Consider the following 20,235-nt stretch of genomic DNA (forward strand, 5'->3'; position numbering starts at 1 on the left):
CGCCGTTGTACGGGACGTGTGAAGGGGTGGTGCTAGACCGTCAGGGCGCGGTCCGTCGGGCGGATCGGGGCCGGAAGATCACTCGCACCGGTGAGGAAGCGGTCGACGCCGCGTGCCGCCGAACGGCCCTCGGCGATCGCCCAGACGATGAGCGACTGGCCCCGGCCCGCGTCACCGGCGACGAAGACGCCGGGGACGTTGGTCTGGAAGTCGGCGTCGCGCGCGATGTTGCCGCGCTCGTCGAGCTCCAGGGCGAACTGGTCCACGAGGCCGTTCTCCCGGTCGGTGCCGGTGAAGCCCATCGCGAGGGTGACCAGCTGGGCCGGGATCTTGCGCTCGGTGCCCGGCTTCTGGGTCAGCTTGCCGTCGATGAACTCCACCTCGACGAGGTGCAGGAACTGGACGTTGCCGTCCTCGTCGCCCTCGAAGTGCGTGGTCGAGACGGAGTAGACCCGCTCGCCGCCCTCCTCGTGCGCGGAGGTCACCTTGTACAGCATCGGGAAGGTCGGCCACGGCTGGTGCGGCGCCCGGTCCTCGCCCGGCTTCGGCATGATCTCCAGCTGGGTGACCGAGGCCGCGCCCTGGCGGTGGGCGGTGCCCACGCAGTCCGCGCCGGTGTCGCCGCCGCCGATGACGACGACGTGCTTGCCCTCGGCGGTGATGGGGGGCGCCACGAAGTCGCCCTCCTGGACCTTGTTGGCGAGCGGCAGGTACTCCATGGCGAAGTGGATGCCGTTCAGGTCGCGGCCCGGGACGGGCAGGTCGCGGGAGATGGTGGCACCGGCGGCGATGACCACGGCGTCGTACCGCTTGCGCAGCTTCATCGCGTCGATGTCCCGGCCGATCTCCACGCCGGTGCGGAACTTGGTGCCCTCCGCCCGCATCTGCTCGATGCGGCGGTTGATGTGCCGCTTCTCCATCTTGAACTCAGGGATGCCGTAGCGGAGCAGGCCGCCGATGCGGTCGGCGCGCTCGTAGACGGCGACGGTGTGACCGGCGCGGGTCAGCTGCTGGGCGGCGGCGAGACCCGCCGGGCCGGAGCCGATGACCGCGACCGTCTTGCCGGACAGCCGTTCGGGCGCCTGCGGCGCCACGTCGCCGGTCTCCCACGCCTTGTCGATGATGGAGACCTCGACGTTCTTGATGGTGACGGCCGGCTGGTTGATGCCGAGGACGCACGCCGACTCGCACGGGGCCGGGCAGAGACGGCCCGTGAACTCCGGGAAGTTGTTCGTGGCGTGCAGCCGCTCCTGCGCGGCCTGCCAGTCCTCGCGGTAGGCGTAGTCGTTCCACTCGGGGATGAGGTTTCCGAGCGGACAGCCGTTGTGGCAGAACGGGATGCCGCAGTCCATGCAGCGCGAGGCCTGCTTGGAGATGATCGGGAGGAGCGAACCGGGAACGTAGACCTCGTTCCAGTCGCGGACGCGCTCGCCGACCGGGCGGGTCTTGGCGACCTCGCGGCCGTGGTTCAAAAAGCCCTTGGGATCAGCCATTGGTCGCCGCCTCCATCATCTTCTCGGTGATCTCGGTCTCGGAGAGACCGGCTCGCTCGGCGGCGTCCTTGGCGGCGAGCACTGCCTTGTACGTGCTGGGGATGATCTTGCTGAAGCGCGCCACCGCCACGTCCCACTCGGCGAGCAGCTTCTCGGCGACGGTCGAGCCCGTCTCCTCCTGGTGGCGGCGCACCACGTCGTGCAGCCACACCTTGTCGGAGTCGGACAGCTCCTCGACGGCGCCCAGGTTGCCCGCGTTCACGTTGTCGCGGTCCAGGTCGATGACGTACGCGACGCCGCCGGACATGCCGGCCGCGAAGTTGCGCCCGGTCTCGCCGAGGACGACGGCGTGGCCGCCGGTCATGTACTCGCAGCCGTGGTCGCCCACGCCCTCGGAGACCACGGTCGCGCCGGAGTTGCGGACGCAGAAGCGCTCGCCGGTGCGGCCGCGCAGGAACAGCTCGCCGCCGGTCGCGCCGTACGCGATGGTGTTGCCCGCGATGGTCGAGTACTCCGCGAGGTGGTCGGCGCCGCGGTCCGGGCGGACGATGATGCGGCCGCCGGACAGGCCCTTGCCGACGTAGTCGTTGGCGTCGCCTTCGAGGCGCAGGGTGACACCGCGCGGCACGAAGGCGCCGAACGACTGGCCCGCCGAGCCGGTGAAGGTGATGTCGATGGTGTCGTCGGGCAGGCCCGCGCCGCCGAACTTCTTCGTCACCTCGTGGCCCAGCATGGTGCCGACCGTGCGGTTGATGTTGCGGATGGCGACCTGGGCACGCACGGGCTGCGCGTCGGTCACGCTGGAGGCGGCCAGCGCGTCGGCGGAGAGCTTGATCAGCTCGTTGTCGAGCGCCTTCTCCAGGCCGTGGTCCTGGACGGTGACCTGGTGGCGCACGGCTCCGGCGGGCAGCGCGGGCACGTGGAAGAGCGGCTCCAGGTCCAGGCCCTGCGCCTTCCAGTGCTTGACGGCCTTCTCGGTGTCGAGGAGTTCGGCGTGGCCGACGGCCTCCTCGATGGAGCGGAAGCCCAGCTCGGCGAGGAGTTCGCGGACCTCCTCGGCGATGAACTCGAAGAAGTTCACGACGTACTCGGCCTTGCCGGAGAACCGCTCGCGCAGCGCCGGGTTCTGCGTGGCGATGCCGACCGGGCAGGTGTCCAGGTGGCAGACGCGCATCATGACGCAGCCGGAGACGACGAGCGGCGCGGTCGCGAAACCGAACTCCTCGGCGCCGAGCAGCGCGGCGATGATCACGTCACGGCCGGTCTTCAGCTGGCCGTCGGTCTGTACGACGATGCGGTCGCGCAGGCCGTTGAGCAGCAGCGTCTGCTGGGTCTCGGCAAGGCCGAGCTCCCAGGGACCGCCCGCGTGCTTGAGCGAGGTCAGCGGCGAGGCGCCCGTGCCGCCGTCGTGGCCGGAGATGAGGACGACGTCCGCGTGGGCCTTGGAGACGCCCGCGGCGACCGTGCCGACGCCGACCTCGGAGACCAGCTTCACGTGGATGCGGGCCGCCGGGTTGGCGTTCTTGAGGTCGTGGATGAGCTGGGCGAGGTCCTCGATGGAGTAGATGTCGTGGTGCGGCGGCGGCGAGATGAGGCCGACGCCCGGCGTCGAGTGACGCGTCTTGGCGACCCACGGGTAGACCTTGTGGCCGGGCAGCTGGCCGCCCTCGCCGGGCTTGGCGCCCTGGGCCATCTTGATCTGGATGTCGTCGGCGTTGACCAGGTACTCGCTGGTCACACCGAAGCGGCCGGAGGCGACCTGCTTGATAGAGGAGCGGCGCGCCGGGTCGTAGAGCCGGTCCGCGTCCTCGCCGCCCTCACCGGTGTTGGACTTGCCGCCCAGCTGGTTCATGGCGATGGCGAGGGTCTCGTGCGCCTCCTTGGAAATGGAGCCGTACGACATGGCGCCGGTCGAGAACCGCTTGACGATCTCGGAGGCCGGCTCGACCTCGTCGACGGGGATCGAGGGGCGGTTGGACTTGAAGCCGAAGAGGCCGCGCAGCGTCATGAGCCGCTCGGACTGCTCGTTCACACGGCCCGTGTACTGCTTGAAGATGTCGTAGCGGCGGCTGCGCGTGGAGTGCTGGAGGCGGAAGACCGTCTCGGGGTCGAACAGGTGCGGCTCGCCCTCGCGGCGCCACTGGTACTCGCCGCCGATGTCCAGCGCGCGGTGCGCGGAGGGCACGCCGGAGGCCGGGTAGGCCTTGGCGTGGCGGGCGGCGACCTCCTGGGCGATGACGTCGAGGCCGGCGCCGCCGATCTTCGTCGTCGTACCGCTGAAGTACCGCTCCACGAAGGCCTGGTCGAGACCGATGGCCTCGAAGACCTGGGCGCCGCGGTAGGAGGCGACGGTGGAGATGCCCATCTTGGACATGACCTTCAGGACGCCCTTGCCGAGGGCGTAGATGAGGTTGCGGATGGCCTGCTCGGGCTCGATCCCGGGCAGGAACGTGCCCGCGCGGACGAGGTCCTCGACGGACTCCATCGCGAGGTAGGGGTTGACGGCGGCGGCGCCGTAGCCGATGAGGAGGGCCACGTGGTGGACCTCGCGCACGTCGCCCGCCTCGACGAGCAGGCCCACCTGGGTGCGCTGCTTGGTGCGGATGAGGTGGTGGTGGACGGCCGAGGTGAGCAGCAGCGAGGGGATCGGCGCGTGCTCGGCGTCGGAGTGCCGGTCGGAGAGCACGATCAGGCGGGCGCCGGCCTCGATGGCGGCGTCGGCCTCGGCGCAGATCTCGTCGATGCGGGCGGCGAGCGCGTCGCCGCCGCCGCCGACGCGGTAGAGGCCGGAGAGGGTCGCGGCCTTCATGCCGGGCATGTCGCCGTCGGCGTTGATGTGGATGAGCTTGGCCAGCTCGTCGTTGTCGATCACCGGGAAGGGCAGGGTGACGCTGCGACAGGACGCGGCGGTCGGCTCAAGGAGGTTGCCCTGCGGGCCCAGACTGCTGTGCAGCGAGGTGACGAGCTCTTCGCGGATGGCGTCCAGCGGCGGGTTGGTGACCTGCGCGAACAGCTGCGTGAAGTAGTCGAAGATCAGGCGCGGGCGTTCGGACAGGGCCGCGATCGGGGTGTCGGTGCCCATGGAGCCGAGCGGCTCGCCGCCGGTCTTGGCCATCGGCGCGAGGATGATCCGCAGCTCTTCCTCGGTGTAGCCGAAGGTCTGCTGGCGGCGCGTGACGGAGGCGTGCGTGTGCACGATGTGCTCGCGCTCGGGCAGGTCGGAGAGCTCGATCTCGCCGGTTTCCAGCCACTCCTGGTACGGGTTCTCGGCGGCGAGGGCGGCCTTGATCTCGTCGTCCTCGACGATGCGGTGCTCGGCGGTGTCGACGAGGAACATCCGGCCGGGCTGGAGGCGGCCCTTGCGGACGACCTTCGCGGGGTCGATGTCGAGGACGCCGACCTCGGAGCCGAGGACGACGAGGCCGTCGTCGGTGACCCAGTAGCGGCCGGGGCGCAGGCCGTTGCGGTCGAGGACCGCGCCGACCTGGGTGCCGTCGGTGAAGGTGACGCAGGCCGGGCCGTCCCAGGGCTCCATCATCGTGGAGTGGTACTGGTAGAAGGCGCGCCGTGCCGGGTCCATGGAGGCGTGGTTCTCCCAGGCCTCCGGGATCATCATCAGCACGGAGTGCGGCAGCGAGCGTCCGCCGAGGTGCAGGAGTTCGAGGACCTCGTCGAAGGACGCGGAGTCGGAGGCGTCCGGCGTGCAGATCGGGAAGATCCGGTCCAGCTTCTCGCTTCCGAAGAGGTCGGAGGCGAGCTGGGACTCGCGGGCGCGCATCCAGTTGCGGTTGCCCTTGACGGTGTTGATCTCGCCGTTGTGCGCGACGAAGCGGTACGGGTGTGCGAGCGGCCAGCTCGGGAACGTGTTCGTCGAGAAGCGGGAGTGGACGAGCGCGACGGCCGTGGCGAAGCGGCGGTCGGACAGGTCGGGGAAGAACGGCTCCAGCTGGCCGGTGGTCAGCATGCCCTTGTAGACGATGGTGCGGGCGGAGAGCGAGGGGAAGTACGTCCCGGCCTCGCGCTCGGCGCGCTTGCGCAGCATGAACGCCTTGCGGTCCAGCTCCAGGCCGGTGCTCTCGCCGTCGGCGACGAAGACCTGCCGGAAGACCGGCATCGTGGAGCGGGCGGTGGCACCCAGCAGCTCGGGGGCGACGGGCACGTCGCGCCAGCCGAGGACGGTCAGGCCCTCTTCGGAAGCGATCGTCTCGATCTGTGAGACGGCGGCGTCGGTGGTGCCCGCGGTGTCGACCGGCAGGAAGGCGATGCCGACGGCGTAGGCGCCGGCCGCGGGCAGTTCGAATCCGGCCACCTCGCGCAGGAAGGCGTCGGGCACCTGGAGCAGGATTCCGGCGCCGTCACCGGAGTCGGGCTCGGAGCCGGTGGCGCCACGGTGTTCGAGGTTGCGCAGTACCGTCAGCGCCTGTTCGACCAGGTCGTGGCTGGCAACACCGGTGAGGGTGGCCACGAACCCGACACCGCAGGCGTCGTGTTCGTTACGGGGGTCGTACATCCCCTGGGGGGCGGGGCGACCGTCCATGGGCGACCAGGCGTGGGTACGCATCGGCACTCCCGTCGTCGTCGAGGCAACTACATGTGGCAAGGGACGACGTTGGCCCTGGCGAAATTTCGTGCAGGTTACATGATGGAACGCTTCTCGAAAAGCGGATAGCTCATTCCATCATGTGGACACCGCTCAAAGAGGTGGGGAGCGGTTCGAGGGGGACCTTTACGGACAGATCCATGGCCGAAGGCCCAGAGCGCCGCGAGCCTCATTGCCCGCAGCGCTTACGGCTCATGCCCGGTGGCAATCGATCCGAAACCGCCGAGTAACGACTATTTATGCAAGGTCCCGCATAGGCCTGCACGGCCTTATCCTACGGCGGTACCGAACAGACTGCCCAGGGCGTACGTCACACCGGCCGCCGCCCCGCCGAGCGCGAGCTGCCGCAGACCGCTGAACCACCAGGACCGCGCGGTCACCTTGGCGACCACCGCGCCGCAGGCGAAGAGCCCGACGAGCGCGAGCAGCACGGCGGGCCACAGCACCGTGGCGCCGAGCAGATACGGCAGTACGGGCAGCAGGGCGCCCAGCGCGAACGCGCCGAAGGAGGAGACCGCGGCGACGGTCGGCGACGGCAGGTCGCCCGGGTCGATGCCGAGTTCCTCGCGGGCGTGGATCTCCAGGGCCTGCTCGGGGTCCCGGGAAAGCTGACGGGCGACCTCGCGGGCCAGCTCCGGCTCGACCCCGCGTGAGGCGTACAGGGCGGCGAGCTCGCGCTCCTCGTCCATGGGGTGCTTGCGCAACTCCCGGCGCTCCACGTCCAGTTCGGCCTGGACCAGCTCGCGCTGCGAGGCGACGGAGGTGTACTCGCCGGCCGCCATGGAGAACGCGCCCGCGGCGAGCCCCGCGAGGCCGGTGATGACAATGGTCTGCTGCGCGACCGAGCCGCCCGCGACCCCCGTCATCAGCGCCAGGTTGGACACGAGCCCGTCCATCGCGCCGAACACGGCCGGACGCAGCCAGCCGCCGTTGACGTCCCGGTGGGTGTGGTTGTCGCGGTGCGCCTCGTGCAGTGCCGCTTCGGTCTCGATGATCGCCATGGTATGGACCCCCTCAATGCTTGGACAATGTCGAAAGTACGCGCGAAAAAAATCTCCCGCCAGCAAGGAAGGCCGTACTTACCTGCGCAAACGTGCCTCGGCGGGGGCCTCGCGAGGCCCTTCACAGCTCGCCGGAACGGAAGCGCGAAGGGGTGATCTGAGCCCCGGCATGCTCGTGTGAGCACCCCGCGTGGCAGGGATGCACCAAGCACCGCATCCAGCGGTCCGCGCAACAGAGAGGCACGGCATGGCATCCATCGCATGCGTTCCCTCGGTCCCGACGCCCGGCGACGCCGCCGGCCTCCGCGAACGGGCGCGCGGCGCGCTGCTCGGCCTGGCGGTCGGCGACGCGCTCGGCGCGCCCGCGGAGAACATGAAACCGTCCGAGATCCGGGCCCGTTGGGGCCGCATCACCGGGTACGTCGCCGAACACCCGGCGGGCACGGACGACACGGAGTACGCCATCTTCTCGGGGCTGCTCCTCGCCCGGCACGGCTCGGCCCTGACCGTCGCGCACGTCGAGTCCGCCTGGCACCAGTGGATCGCCGACCTGGACGAGGGCCCCTTCCGGGGCGCGGGCTTCAGCGAGCGCGGCACGCTGGAGAACCTGCGGCGCGGCCTCGCCGCCCCCATCTCGGCGCAGCACCGGCACGCATGGAGCGACGGCCTCGCGATGCGGGCCGCGCCGTTCGGCGTCTTCGCCGCGGGGCGCCCCGACGAGGCGGCCCGCCTCATCGCGATCGACGGCTCGGTCAGCCACGACGGCGAGGGCATCTACGGCGGCCAGGCGGTCGCGGCGGGTGTCGCGGCGGCGATGGCGGGCGCGCGGGTGGATGCCGTCGTGACGGCGGCTCTCTCCGTCATCCCGGACGACTGCTGGACGTCACGGTCGCTGCGGCGGGCGGTCATCGCCGCCCATCGCGGCGAACGCGCGGTCCGCTCCGCGGTGGTCATCGGCGGCTACCCCTGGACCGACCTCGCCCCGGAGGCGGTGGGCCTCGCCTTCGGGGCGTACGCGGCGGCGAGCGGCGACTTCCGCTGCGCGGTGCTCTCGGCGGTGAACATGGGCCGTGACGCGGATACGACCGCGGCGGTCGCGGGCGCGCTCGCCGGGGCGACGTGCGGCGTCTCTTCGATCCCCGAGCCCTGGGCCCTGGCCATCGGGCCCGCGCGGGGCAGCTGCCTGCCCTCGATGCGGGGGCATCACGTACTGGACGTGGCGGAACTGCTGATCCCTGACGGGGAGGGGTCGTGAGCGCCGACGGGCCCAGCGCTGTCGCCGCTGTGCCGACCATGCCGGTGACCGGCCGAACGGACGTACACGAAGGCCCGGCTCAAACCGCACGTGACGAAAGCCCGGCTCAAGCCGCACGCAACCAAAGCCCGGCTCAAGCCGCACACAACAGAAGCCCAGCTCAAGCGCCCCGCATCGAGGGACTGCTGTTGGGCCTGGCCGCGGGCGACGCCGCCGGGTGGCCCGCCGCCCGGCACCGGGCCGCCCGCATGCCCGAGTGGACCCGCCGCCTCACCCGCGAGCTGGACACCTTCGCCGAGCAGAACGCCACGACCACCCTGCCCGTCCCCATCGCCCTGAACCAGCCCCCCGAACCCCTGCGGCTCGGCCCCTCGGACGACGCCGAATGGGCGGCGTTCACCGCGGAGTCGCTGCTCCGCGCCGCCGACGGGACCCTGGACCCCGGGCTGCCCCCGGACCGCCGGGTACGGGCGGCGCTGGACCTCGCCTGGTCGACGCTCGCCGCCGAGGTGGCGGAGGCGGCGGCCCGCGCCCCCGAGGTGGAGTCCGCCGTGCTCCCCCTGCGCGCCCGGATCTCCGTCCGCGCGGGCCTCGGCAACCTCGCCGCGGGGCTGCGTCCACCCGCCACGGGCCACGACAACCCGCACTTCTTCGACGACGCCGCCTGCGTACGCGCCTGCGTGCTCGCCCTGGTCCACCCCGGCGACCCCCAACGGGCCGCCGCCCTCGCGGAGTTCGACGCCCGCTACACCCAGGACGGTGACGGCACGCACGGCGCCCGCGCGATGGCCTCGGCGATCGCGGCGGCCCTCGGCGGCGCGGACGTCGAGCAGGCGGTGGACGCCGCGCTCGCCCAGCTCCCCGGGCACACCGAGATCGGCCGCAACGCCCGGCACGCCGTGAAGCTCGCCCGCGACGCCGGGTGCGCCTTCGATCTCGTACCGCTCCTTGAACACCAGATCGTCGACCACGTGTACAGCTACGGCATCGCCGCCGCCGAGACCGTCCCGGTGGCCCTCGCTCTGGCCACCGCCGCACGCGGCCGCATCTGCGAGGCGGTACCCGCCGCCGCGTGCCTTTCCCGGGTCGCGGACTCGGCGCCCGCCCTCGCCGGGGCGCTGACCGGCACGTTCGGCACGGCGGCGGCGATTCCCGAGGCATGGCGCGAGACCTGCCGGACGCTCTCCGGCTGCACGCTGCCCCGCCTCGCCGGCACCGACCTGGTGGAACTCGCCGGGCACTTGGCACATACGGGCCTGGCCATTCCAGCTGAACAGGGTAGAGGCGATGGACAATTCCGACATGAAGCCCACAGGCGCCACAAACCTAACAAGCCGAACAAGCACCACGGAAAGGCCCACAAGTAGTACGGCCGGTCTGGCGGACCGCATCACCGGCAGCCTCGTCGGCGCGGCCGTCGGCGACGCCCTCGGCGGCCCCGTCGAGGGGTACGCGCCGGAACAGATCGCCGAGCGGCACGGCGGCCGCGTCCAGGGCATCGTCGGCCCCTGGAACGGCGACGCGTGGCGGACCGCCCGCCCCATCGCGCCTTACCACAAGGGCGACGGCCACGTCACCGACGACACCTTGCTGACCCACGCGCTCGTACGGGTCTACGGCACCGTCCGCGACCACCTCGACGCGTACGCCATCGCCGACCACCTCGTGCCGGACCTCATGACGACGCCGCGCTGGATCCCGGAGCTGGCGGCCGAGACCCTCCCCCTGCACCGGCTCTTCCTCGCCGAGAAGTGGCTCGTCGCCCGCCTCCACTACGGCCACGTCGACCCGCGCGAGGCCGGCAGCGGCAACATCGTCAACTGCGGCGCCGCGATGTACATGGCGCCGGTCGGCCTGGTCAACGCCGCGAACCCGGAGGGCGCGTACGCCGAGGCCCTCGACATCGCGGGCGCCCACCAGTCCTCGTACGGCCGCGAGGCGGCGGGTGTCTTCGCGGCGGCGGTGGCGGCCGCCTGCACGCCCGGCGCCACGCCGGACTCGGTGGTCGAGGCGAGCCTCGCCCTGGCGAAGGACGGCACACGGGCGGCGATCGAGGCGGTGGCGGAAGTCGCCGCCCGGCACCGGGACTTCGAGACGGCCCTGGCCCCCGTCCGCGCCGCCGTCGCCCCCTTCGACACGGTCGGCCCCGACTACCGCGCCCCGTCCCTGGGCGCCCGCCGCCCCTCGCGCCTGCACGCCATCGAGGAGCTGCCCGTGGCCCTGGCCATGCTCCTGGTCGGTGAGGGCGACTACCGCCGCACGGTCCTCGGCGCCGTCAACTACGGCCGCGACTGCGACTCCATCGCGACGATGAGCGGCGCGATCGTCGGCGCCCTGCACGGTGAGGCGGCGATCCCGCGCGACTGGGCGAAGACGGTGGCGGAAGCGAGCCGCCTCGACCTGTACGCCCCCGCGAGGGCCCTGACGGAGGTCACGCGGGAGGTCTTCACCCGGGACGTCGCGCGCCGCCGCGCCCACGAGGCCGCCTTCGACGCCCTGACGGCCACCCCATGATCCGCATCACCTGGGTCCAGCCGGAGGACCTCATCGGCCACGAGCTCCGGCAGGCCGAGCACGAGGGCCGTGACGTCTCCTCAGTCCGCGCCCGCTGGCTCGCGGCGGGCGGCCACCCGGCGCCCCCGCGCGCGGGCGCCTCCCCGCCCCGTCCCGCCCGGCCTCCGCGCCCTCGCCGAACAGCTACTGGACGAGCTGGGGCCCGCCACCCCGCGCAGCCGCCGCCCGCACCCGCGGTCCCGCGCCGCCCGCCCCGCCGACCTCCGCGACCGCCTGCACGCCGCCTGGCTCGGCAGGGCCGCGGGCTGCCTCCTCGGCAAACCGGTGGAGAAGCTGCCCCTCGACGGCATCCGCGGCATCGCCAGGGCGACCGGCAACTGGCCGCTGACCACCTGGTTCACGGAGCGAGGGCTGCCGCCCGCACTCAAGGCGGCGTACCCGTGGAACAAGCGTTCGGCGGCGACCTCCCTCGCCGAGAACATCGACGGCATGCCCGAGGACGACGACCTCAACTACCCGCTGCTCGGCCTCGTCCTCCTCCAGCGCCACGGCAAGTCCTTCACCACCGAGGACGTGGCGCGGCTCTGGCTGGACGAGCTGCCGGCCGGGCGCACCTTCACCGCCGAGCGCGTCGCCTACCGCAACCTCCTCCACGGCATCGAACCCCCGCACACCGCCACCCACCGCAACCCCTTCCGCGAGTGGATCGGCGCCCTCATCCGGGCCGATGCGCACGGCTGGACCAACCCCGGCGCCCCGCAGGCCGCGGCCGAACAGGCGTACCGGGACGCCGCGTTGACACACACGGCGGACGGTGTCCACGGCGCCGTGTTCGCCGCCGCCACCATCGCCGCGGCGGCGGCCGGGGACACCGACATCCACCGCTGCCTGCGCACCGGCCTGGCGGCCGTCCCCCGGGACTCCCCCCTCCGCGAAGCCGTCCACCACGGCATCCACCTCGCCTCCGCGACAACGGACTTCGACGCCGTCGTGGACCAGCTGCACGCCGCCTACCCCACCCACCACTGGGTCCACGTCGTCCCGAACGCCACCCTGATCGCCGCCGCCCTCACCCACGCCGACGGCGACTTCACCGGCTCCATCACCCGCGCCGTCTCCGGCGGCTGGGACACCGACTCCAACGGCGCGACCGCCGGGTCGATCGCGGGCCTGCTGGCGGGGCACCCGGCCGCGCTGCCCGCCCGCTGGACCGCGCCGCTCAAGAACCGGCTCGCCACGTCCGTGGACGGCTTCGACGGCATCGGCTTCGACACCCTCGCAGAACTCACCGCCCGGGAGGCACACCGCTCATGACGCCGACACCCGTGACACCGACGCCCCACATCGCCGTCCTCGGCAGCGCCAACATGGACCTCGTCGCGTACGTCGCCAAGGCCCCGCGGCGCGGCGAGACCGTGACCGGCCGCGAGTTCCGTACGGTCCCCGGCGGCAAAGGCGCCAACCAGGCCGTCGCCGCGGCCCGCGCAGGCGCCACCGTCTCGATGATCGGCGCGATCGGCGCCGACACCTTCGGCGCGCAGCTGCGCTCCTCGCGGACACGGATCTCGCAGCGTGGCACCGGGCACCGCTCACCGCCGCGCGGGCCGCCCGCCGCCACGGGGTGCGCACGGTCCTCACCCCGGCTCCCGCCCAGCCGCTCCCCGACGAACTCCTCGCCGCCACCGACCTGTTGCTGCCCAACGAACACGAGGCCGCCGCGCTCACCGGCATCGCGGACGACCCGCGGGCCGCCGCCCGCTCGCTCCTGGCCCAGGTCCCCGAGGTCGTCATCACCCTCGACGCCGAGGGCAGCCTGTACGCGGCGCGCGGCGCCGAACCGGTGACGGTGCCCGCGCCACGGGTCACGGCGGTCGACACGACCGGCGCGGGCGACACCTTCGCCGGGGCCCTCGCCGTGGCCCTGGCCGAGGGAAGGCCCGTGCCGGACGCCCTCCACTGGGCGTCGTCGGCGGCCGCGCTCTCCGTACAGCGACCGGGGGCCTCCGCCTCCATGCCCTGCCGCAAGGAAATCGACGCCCAGGCGAACGGCATCCCCTCATGACACACGCGAAGCCGCCCACGACCCCGCCCCTCACCGGCCTCCGCGTCCTCGACCTGGCCACCCTCTTCGCCGGCCCCCTCGCCGCCACGATGCTCGGCGACTTCGGCGCGGAGGTCATCAAGGTCGAGCACCCGAGCCGCCCCGACCCGTCCCGCGGCCACGGCCCGTCGAAGGACGGCGTCGGCCTGTGGTGGAAGCTGCTCGGCCGCAACAAGCGCACGATGACGCTGGACCTGTCCACGCCCGGCGGCCGCGAGACCCTGCTGCGCCTCGCCGCCACCGCCGACGTGATCGTGGAGAACTTCCGCCCCGGCACCCTGGAGAAGTGGGACCTCGGCTGGCAGGAGCTGAGCGCGGCCAACCCCCGCCTGGTCCTGACCCGCGTCACGGGCTTCGGCCAGTTCGGTCCGTACGCGCGCCGCCCCGGCTTCGGCACGCTCGCCGAGGCTATGAGCGGTTTCGCCGCGGTCACCGGCGAGCCCGGCGGGCCCCCGACGCTGCCGCCCTTCGGCCTGGCCGACTCGATCGCGGGCCTCGCGACGGCGTACGCGGTACTGACCGCGCTCGCGGCACGTGAGCGCACCGGACGCGGGCAGGTGGTGGACATGGCGATCATCGAACCGATCCTCACGGTCCTCGGCCCCCAGCCGCTCTGGTACGACCAGCTGGGCTTCGTCCAGCCCCGCACCGGCAACCGCTCCACGAACAACGCGCCCCGCAACACCTACCGCACCGCCGACGGCCGCTGGGTCGCCGTCTCCACCTCGGCGCAGTCCATCGCGGAGCGCGTACTGCGCCTGGTCGGCCGCCCGGAGCTGATCGCCGAGCCGTGGTTCGCCTCGGGCGCGGAGCGGGCCGCCCACGCCGACGTCCTCGACGAGGCGGTCGGCGGCTGGATCGCCCGCCACACCCGCGCCGAGGTGATCGAGGCCTTCGAGAAGGCGGAGGCGGCGATCGCCCCCATCCAGGACGTACGCGACGTCATGACGGACCCTCAGTACGCCGCCCTGGACACGCTCACCACGGTCGAGGACCCGGAACTCGGCCCGCTCCGCATGCAGAACGTGCTCTTCCGCCTCTCCGAGACCCCCGGCGCGATCAGCTGGGCGGGTCGCCCGCACGGCGCGGACACGGACGCGGTCCTGGCCGAACTCGGCCTGACGGAACGGGAGATCACGACGCTGCGCAAGGAGGGCGCCCTATGACCGCCGCCCACCCCCTGACCTGGCTCTACGCCCCGGGCGACCGGCCCGAGGTGGTGGCCAAGGCCCTGCGCGCGGGCGCCGACGTGGTGATCGTCGACCTGGAGGACGCGGTCGCCCCCGGCCGCAAGGAGTACGCGCGGTCCGCGACGGCGGAACTCCTCTCGGATCCCCATCCGCCGCCCGTCCCCGTCCACGTCCGCGTGAACGCGCTGGGCACCCCCCTCGCCGACGCCGACCTCCGCGCGATCGCCCCGCTCCCCGGCGTCGCGGGGCTGCGCCTGCCCAAGGTCACCTCCCGCGCCGACGTCATCCGCGTCGCGGAACGCGCGGTCCCCGCCGACGGCGGCTCCCCCAGCCTGCACGCCCTCGTGGAGTCCGCGCTCGGTGTGGAGCACGCCTTCGCCATCGCCACCGCGCACCCGGCGCTGCACGGCCTCTCCCTCGGCGAGGCGGACCTCCGCGCGGACCTCGGCGTACGGGAGGACGCGGGCCTGGACTGGGCGCGCTCCCGCGTGGTGGTGGCCGCCCGCGCCGCGGGCCTCGCCCCGCCCGGCCAGTCCGTCCACCCGGACATCCGCGACCTCGAAGGCCTGGCGGCGTCCTGCGCCCGGGGCCGCGCCCTCGGCTTCCTCGGCCGCGCGGCGATCCACCCCCGCCAGCTCCCGGTGATCGAACGGGCCTACCTCCCCACCGCCGAGGAGATCGAACAGGCGGAGGAGATCACCAAGGCGGCGCCGACGGACGAGGGCGCCCTCGCCCTGCCTGACGGCCGCTTCGTCGACCGGGCGGTGGTGGAGGGCGCGCAGCGGATCCTGTCCCTGGCGCGACGCCTGCGCTAGTCGACGTACGCCCGGAAGCGACGTACGCCCGGAAGGCCTTGGCCTCAGCTCTTCTCGGCGGGCCCGGACTCGGCCTTGGACTCGGCCTTGGACGCGGGGGTCTTCTCCCCCTTGGTGAGCTGCACGGAACCGCCGTCACCGTCACCGACGCCCCCGCCGGAGGCCACCGCGCCGGAGTCATCGGGTTCCACGATCTCCTCGCGCCCGGGACGCTTCTTCGCCGACACCACGAGGTAGACGACGGCCAGCACGAAGACCACGATCGCGGTCCATACGTTGAGGCGCAGGCCGAGCAGGTGGTGCGCGTCGTCGACCCGCATGTACTCGATCCAGCCGCGCCCCGCGCAGTACGAGGCGACGTACAGCGCGAACGCCCGGCCGTGCCCGAGCTTGAAGCGGCGGTCGGCCCAGATGACGAGGAGGGCGACGCCGACGCACCACAGGGACTCGTACAGGAAGGTGGGGTGGTACGTGCCGGGGACCCGGCCGTCCTCCGCCGAGGTGATCTTCAGCGCCCACGGCACGTCGGTGGGCCTGCCGTACAGCTCCTGGTTGAACCAGTTGCCCCAGCGGCCGATGGCCTGGGCGAGCGCGATGCCGGGGGCCAGCGCGTCGGCCCAGGCCGGCAGCGGGATGCCCCGGCGGCGGCAGCCGATCCACGCGCCGACCGCGCCGAGCGCGATCGCGCCCCAGATGCCGAGGCCGCCTTCCCAGATCTTGAAGGCGTCGACCCAGTCACGGCCCTCGCTGAAGTACAGCTGGTAGTCCGTGATCACGTGGTAGAGACGCCCGCCGACGAGGCCGAACGGCACGGCCCACACGGCGATGTCGGCCACGGTGCCGGCGCGGCCCCCGCGGGCGATCCACCGTTTGTTGCCGAGCCAGACGGCCACGAAGACGCCGATGATGATGCAGAACGCGTAGCCGCGCAGCGGAATGGGTCCGAGTTCGACCACTCCGCGGGACGGGCTGGGAATGAAGGCAAGGTCCATGGCACGTCCGACGCTACCGTGCCGGGCGGCGGGGGCGGCAACCAGCCCGGCTACGGGTCCATAACGGGCGCCTGCGCCTCAGCCTTTGTTGGCGTCCCGCACCATCTGCCGCAGCTTCTGCTGGGTGAGCGGGTTCTTCTGGTCGCCGAAGATGCTCTTGCCGTTGAGCAGCACGGTCGGGGTGCCCTGGAGCTTCGCGTCCTCGAAGGCCTTGTTCGACCGGACGACCCAGCTGTCGTGCCTGCCGTCCTCGACGCACTTCTTGAAGGAGTCCGTGACGAGACCGTCGACCTGACCGGCGAGGTCGATCAGTTTCTCGTTCTTGCCGAAGGCGTCGTCGGTCTCGGCGGGCTGGTTCTTGAAGAGCACGTCGTGGTACGCCGGGAACTTGCCGGCGTCCTGGGCGCACGCCGCGGCGTTGGCCGCGCGCAGGGAGCCGCTGCCGCCCATGTTCCCGTCGATGAGCGTGGCCAGGTGGTACTCCACCTTCAGCTCGCCCTTGTCGGCGAGGTCGTGGATCGTGGAGCGGAAGGCGTCCTCGAAGCCCTTGCAGGCCGGGCAGCGGAAGTCCTCCCAGATGGTGAGGGTCGACTTGGCGTCCGCCTTGCCGAGCGGGAGCGTCAGCTCGTCCTCACCGGTCGCCCCCTTGGGGACGACCACGGGCCCGGATGTGTCCTTCTCGTCGTCGCCGGCATTGGCGGCGAGCAGCCCCACCACGGCGGCGAGGCCGAGGACGCCGACCACCGCGGCGCCCACGATCAGCGCCCGGCGCCGCTTGTCGCGGGCCTTCTGTCGCTCTCGCTCTTCCGTCAGCCGCTCACGGGCCGATCGCTTTGCCTCACGGTTCTTCTCACTCACACCCCGCCAACGAACCGGGGAGGCACGAGCGTGCCTCCCCGGTCCAGGACCACCCGTACGAGTTACGCCTTGCCGCGGACGCCGTCCGCGAGTTCGGCCGCCAGCGCGCGCACGGCGGCGAGTCCGGCGGCCTCGTCCTCGGCGTCGAGCATCCGCTGTACGAAGGCGGAGCCGACGATCACTCCGTCGGCGAAGCCCGCGACCTCGGCGGCCTGGCGGGCGTTGGAGACGCCGAGGCCCACGCAGACCGGCAGGTCGGTGGTGGCCTTGGTGCGCCGCACCAGGTCCTGGGCCTGCTCGCCGACGGACTCGCGGGTGCCCGTGACGCCCATCAGCGACGCCGCGTACACGAACCCGGAGCCCGCCGCCGTGATCGTGGCGAGCCGCTCGTCCTTGCTGCTCGGCGCGACGACGAAGACCGTCGCCAGGTCGTGCTTCTCGGCGTGCTCCCGCCAGAGGCCGGACTCCTGGACGGGCAGGTCGGGCAGGATGCAGCCCGCACCGCCGGCCTCGGCGAGCTCGGCGGTGAAGCGCTCCACGCCGTAGCGGTCGATCGGGTTCCAGTACGTCATGACGAGCACCGGCTTGCCGGTCGCCTCGTGGGCCTCGCGGACGGTGCGCATGACGTCGCGGATCTTGAGGCCGCCGCGCAGGGCGATGTCGTCGGCGGTCTGGATGACCGGCCCGTCGAGCACCGGGTCGCTGTGCGGCAGGCCGACCTCGACGACGTCCGCGCCGCCGTCGAAGACCGCCTTGACGGCCGCGATGCCGCCGTCGACGGTGGGGAAACCGGCGGGCAGGTACGCGATGAGCGCGGAGCGCTCCTCGGCCTTGGCGACGGCCAGGGTGTCGCCCAGCAGTCGGATGTTGCCGCTCACTTGGCGTCCCCCTTGATCTCCGCACCGGTGGCGGACGCGTCCGCCTCGACGGTGGCGTCCGTGTCGTACAGGCCGAAGTAGCGCGCGGCCGTGTCCATGTCTTTGTCGCCGCGCCCGGAGAGGTTGACGACGATCAGGCCGTCCTTGCCGAGCTCCTTGCCGATGTCGAGCGCACCGGCGAGCGCGTGGGCGCTCTCGATGGCCGGGATGATGCCCTCGGTCCTGGAGAGCAGCCGCAGGGCCTGCATCGCCGCGTCGTCGGTGACCGCGCGGTACTCGCCGCGGCCGCTGTCCTTGAGGTAGGCGTGCTCGGGGCCGATGCCGGGGTAGTCCAGGCCCGCCGAGATCGAGTAGGGCTCGGTGATCTGGCCCTCCTCGTCCTGGAGGACGTAGGAGCGGGAGCCGTGCAGGATGCCCGGCTCGCCCGCGGTCAGCGTGGCCGCGTGCTCACCGGTCTCGATGCCGTGCCCGGCGGGCTCGCAGCCGATGAGGCGTACGTCCCGGTCGGGGATGAAGGCGTGGAAGAGCCCGATGGCGTTGGAGCCGCCGCCCACGCAGGCGACGGCGGCGTCGGGCAGCCGGCCGGCGCGCTCCAGGATCTGGCGGCGGGCCTCGACGCCGATGACGCGGTGGAAGTCGCGGACCATGGCGGGGAAGGGGTGCGGTCCCGCGACGGTCCCGAAGAGGTAGTGGGTCCGGTCCACGTTGGCGACCCAGTCGCGGAACGCCTCGTTGATGGCGTCCTTGAGGGTGCGGCTGCCGGACTTCACGGCGATGACCTCGGCGCCGAGCATGCGCATGCGGGCCACGTTCAGGGCCTGGCGCTGGGTGTCGATCTCGCCCATGTAGATGGTGCATTCGAGGCCGAAGAGCGCGCAGGCGGTGGCCGTGGCCACGCCGTGCTGGCCGGCGCCGGTCTCGGCGATGACGCGGGTCTTGCCCATGCGCTTGGTGAGCAGGGCCTGGCCGAGCACGTTGTTGATCTTGTGCGAGCCGGTGTGGTTGAGGTCCTCGCGCTTGAGGAAGACGCGGGCGCCGCCGGCGTGCGTCGCGAAGCGGGGCACTTCGGTGAGGCTGCTGGGACGGCCGGTGTAGTTGACCAGGAGGTCGTCGAGCTCGCGGGCGAACTCCGGGTCGCTCTTGGCCTTGTCGTACTCGACGGCGACCTCGTCCACGGCGGCGACGAGGGCCTCCGGGATGAACTTGCCGCCGAACGCGCCGAAGTAGCCTTCGGTGCTGGGGATTTGACCCTCCGGGTCCGGGATGAAGTATTCGCTGGGCATGCGGAATCCTCGCTAGGACTGGCGTTGACGTCTGGCGCGCGTGCGCCCTGGCGCCGTTGCTGGTCGGGATTGATCGCGACTGCGGCCCGTCCTGGGCTTGTCGCGCAGTTCCCCGCGCCCCTTACGGGGCTTTCAGCTCGCGGCGGCGGTCAAGGCGCCGCGTCGCCATCGCATCCCGGGGATCTGGCCCGGCTCCGAGCCGATGTGGTACCGCACCCGCCTGCCCCGCACGCGCCGCGCGGGCGCCCGGCAGCCGCGGGGGCGGCAGCCGGGTGCGAGGCGGGCGGAGATCGGCATCGGGAGGGGTCAGCTCCGTCCGTGCCGCAGCGCCGGGTGCGCACCCGCGGCGACCAGGTCGGAGACCGCGGCCTTCGGGTCGCGGCCGGTCACCAGGGACTCGCCCACGAGGACCGCGTCGGCGCCCGCGTTGGCGTACGCGATCAGGTCGTGCGGGCCGCGGACACCGGACTCGGCGATCTTGACGACGCTGTCCGGCAGCTCGGGGGCGATCCGCTCGAACACGGTGCGGTCGACCTTGAGGGTCTTCAGGTCGCGGGCGTTGACACCGACGACCCGGGCGCCCGCGTCGACGGCGCGCTCGGCTTCTTCCTCGTCGTGCACCTCGACGATCGGCGTGAGGCCGATCGACTCGGCGCGCTCGATGAGGGACTCCAGGGCGGGCTGGTCCAGGGCGGCCACGATCAGCAGCGCGAGGTCGGCGCCGTACGCCCGGGCCTCCCACAGCTGGTACGAGGTGACGATGAAGTCCTTGCGCAGCACCGGGATGTCGACCTTGGCGCGGACGGCCTCCAGGTCGGCGAGCGAACCGCCGAAGCGGCGCTCCTCGGTGAGCACGGAGATGACGGCGGCGCCGCCCGCCTCGTAGTCGGCGGCGAGGCCGGCCGGGTCGGCGATCGCGGCGAGAGCGCCCTTGGAGGGGCTGGAGCGCTTGACCTCGCAGATGACCTTGACGCCGTCGCCGCGCAGGGCCGCCGCACCGTCCTTGGCCGGAGAAGCCTTGGCCGCGCGTTCCTTGAGCTCTTCGAGGCTGACGCGCGCCTGCCGCTCCGCGAGGTCGGCACGGACTCCGTCGATGATCTCGTCGAGCACACTCACGCGAGCGGTCCCCTTCCCTGACGGTTGAAGCTGACGTTCAAGCTGGTCACTGCGATGGTATCCGCAGGAGGGCGAAGCCCCCGCATCCGGTTGACGCCCATCCCACGACCTGGACACGCGTCACCCCTGCGGCCTGCGC

General features: G+C 72.5%; 13 protein-coding genes and 2 pseudogenes. 7 read left to right on the forward strand and 8 right to left on the reverse strand.

Annotation, left to right across the window (positions count from 1 at the left end; all coding sequences use genetic code 11):
- Positions 1-32: 32 nt before the first annotated feature.
- The 3 genes from KKZ08_RS09780 to KKZ08_RS09790 form a co-directional block, all read right to left on the reverse strand.
- Positions 33-1,493, reverse strand: coding sequence for a glutamate synthase subunit beta (locus KKZ08_RS09780; protein ID WP_223774078.1), 1,461 nt, complete (start codon positions 1,491-1,493; stop codon positions 33-35).
- Complete coding sequence (gene gltB, locus KKZ08_RS09785) at positions 1,486-6,054, reverse strand: glutamate synthase large subunit (RefSeq protein WP_223774079.1); 4,569 nt, start codon at positions 6,052-6,054, stop codon at positions 1,486-1,488. The genes KKZ08_RS09780 and gltB overlap by 8 nt, the downstream gene beginning before the upstream one ends.
- 308 nt (positions 6,055-6,362) lie before the next feature.
- Positions 6,363-7,094: a VIT1/CCC1 transporter family protein gene (locus KKZ08_RS09790; protein WP_223774080.1), complete on the reverse strand. Its 732-nt coding sequence runs from the start codon at positions 7,092-7,094 to the stop codon at positions 6,363-6,365.
- A 247-nt stretch (positions 7,095-7,341) separates the two neighbouring features.
- On the opposite strand from KKZ08_RS09790, the gene KKZ08_RS09795 reads away from it, so the two are divergent.
- The 7 genes and pseudogenes from KKZ08_RS09795 to KKZ08_RS09825 all read left to right on the forward strand — a co-directional run bounded on the left by KKZ08_RS09795 (position 7,342) and on the right by KKZ08_RS09825 (position 14,969).
- Complete coding sequence (locus KKZ08_RS09795; protein WP_223774081.1) at positions 7,342-8,349, forward strand: ADP-ribosylglycohydrolase family protein; 1,008 nt, start codon at positions 7,342-7,344, stop codon at positions 8,347-8,349.
- A gap of 38 nt (positions 8,350-8,387) precedes the next feature.
- Positions 8,388-9,716: an ADP-ribosylglycohydrolase family protein gene (locus tag KKZ08_RS09800; RefSeq protein ID WP_223778978.1), complete on the forward strand. Its 1,329-nt coding sequence runs from the start codon at positions 8,388-8,390 to the stop codon at positions 9,714-9,716.
- Complete coding sequence (locus tag KKZ08_RS09805; RefSeq protein WP_223774082.1) at positions 9,652-10,863, forward strand: ADP-ribosylglycohydrolase family protein; 1,212 nt, start codon at positions 9,652-9,654, stop codon at positions 10,861-10,863. Before KKZ08_RS09800 ends, KKZ08_RS09805 begins: the two co-directional genes overlap by 65 nt.
- Positions 10,860-12,177: pseudogene (locus KKZ08_RS09810) on the forward strand (ADP-ribosylglycohydrolase family protein). The gene KKZ08_RS09805 and the pseudogene KKZ08_RS09810 overlap by 4 nt, the downstream one beginning before the upstream one ends.
- A pseudogene (locus KKZ08_RS09815) lies at positions 12,174-12,925 on the forward strand (PfkB family carbohydrate kinase). Before KKZ08_RS09810 ends, KKZ08_RS09815 begins: the two co-directional pseudogenes overlap by 4 nt.
- A complete protein-coding gene (locus tag KKZ08_RS09820; protein ID WP_223774083.1) occupies positions 12,922-14,130 on the forward strand; it encodes a CoA transferase in 1,209 nt (402 codons plus the stop codon). The pseudogene KKZ08_RS09815 and the gene KKZ08_RS09820 overlap by 4 nt, the downstream one beginning before the upstream one ends.
- Positions 14,127-14,969, forward strand: coding sequence for a CoA ester lyase (locus tag KKZ08_RS09825; RefSeq protein ID WP_223774084.1), 843 nt, complete (start codon positions 14,127-14,129; stop codon positions 14,967-14,969). The genes KKZ08_RS09820 and KKZ08_RS09825 overlap by 4 nt, the downstream gene beginning before the upstream one ends.
- Before the next feature lie 44 nt (positions 14,970-15,013).
- Here the strand turns inward: KKZ08_RS09825 and lgt are convergent, their stop codons facing one another.
- The 5 genes from lgt to trpC form a co-directional block, all read right to left on the reverse strand.
- Complete coding sequence (lgt, locus tag KKZ08_RS09830) at positions 15,014-15,961, reverse strand: prolipoprotein diacylglyceryl transferase (protein WP_223774085.1); 948 nt, start codon at positions 15,959-15,961, stop codon at positions 15,014-15,016.
- 78 nt (positions 15,962-16,039) lie between these two features.
- Positions 16,040-16,819, reverse strand: a complete 780-nt coding sequence (locus KKZ08_RS09835) for a thioredoxin domain-containing protein (protein WP_223774086.1) — start codon at positions 16,817-16,819, stop codon at positions 16,040-16,042.
- Between the two features lie 62 nt (positions 16,820-16,881).
- A complete protein-coding gene (gene trpA / locus KKZ08_RS09840) occupies positions 16,882-17,697 on the reverse strand; it encodes a tryptophan synthase subunit alpha (RefSeq protein WP_223774087.1) in 816 nt (271 codons plus the stop codon).
- The gene (gene trpB, locus KKZ08_RS09845; protein ID WP_223774088.1) at positions 17,694-18,980 is read right to left on the reverse strand and encodes a tryptophan synthase subunit beta; all 1,287 of its coding nucleotides are present in this window, start codon (positions 18,978-18,980) and stop codon (positions 17,694-17,696) included. The genes trpA and trpB overlap by 4 nt, the downstream gene beginning before the upstream one ends.
- Before the next feature lie 306 nt (positions 18,981-19,286).
- The gene (gene trpC, locus KKZ08_RS09850) at positions 19,287-20,096 is read right to left on the reverse strand and encodes an indole-3-glycerol phosphate synthase TrpC (protein WP_223774089.1); all 810 of its coding nucleotides are present in this window, start codon (positions 20,094-20,096) and stop codon (positions 19,287-19,289) included.
- Between the last annotated feature and the right edge of the window lie 139 nt (positions 20,097-20,235).

It is taken from the genome of Streptomyces sp. 135, assembly GCF_020026305.1.
Lineage (GTDB): Bacteria > Actinomycetota > Actinomycetes > Streptomycetales > Streptomycetaceae > Streptomyces.

Coding starts and splice junctions, on each gene's coding strand:
- KKZ08_RS09780 (WP_223774078.1), bottom strand. CDS start 1,493: ATGGCTGATCCCAAGGGCTTTTTGAACCACGGCCGCGAGGTCGCCAAG.
- gltB (WP_223774079.1), bottom strand. CDS start 6,054: ATGCGTACCCACGCCTGGTCGCCCATGGACGGTCGCCCCGCCCCCCAG.
- KKZ08_RS09790 (WP_223774080.1), bottom strand. CDS start 7,094: ATGGCGATCATCGAGACCGAAGCGGCACTGCACGAGGCGCACCGCGAC.
- KKZ08_RS09795 (WP_223774081.1), top strand. CDS start 7,342: ATGGCATCCATCGCATGCGTTCCCTCGGTCCCGACGCCCGGCGACGCC.
- KKZ08_RS09800 (WP_223778978.1), top strand. CDS start 8,388: ATGCCGGTGACCGGCCGAACGGACGTACACGAAGGCCCGGCTCAAACC.
- KKZ08_RS09805 (WP_223774082.1), top strand. CDS start 9,652: ATGAAGCCCACAGGCGCCACAAACCTAACAAGCCGAACAAGCACCACG.
- KKZ08_RS09820 (WP_223774083.1), top strand. CDS start 12,922: ATGACACACGCGAAGCCGCCCACGACCCCGCCCCTCACCGGCCTCCGC.
- KKZ08_RS09825 (WP_223774084.1), top strand. CDS start 14,127: ATGACCGCCGCCCACCCCCTGACCTGGCTCTACGCCCCGGGCGACCGG.
- lgt (WP_223774085.1), bottom strand. CDS start 15,961: ATGGACCTTGCCTTCATTCCCAGCCCGTCCCGCGGAGTGGTCGAACTC.
- trpB (WP_223774088.1), bottom strand. CDS start 18,980: ATGCCCAGCGAATACTTCATCCCGGACCCGGAGGGTCAAATCCCCAGC.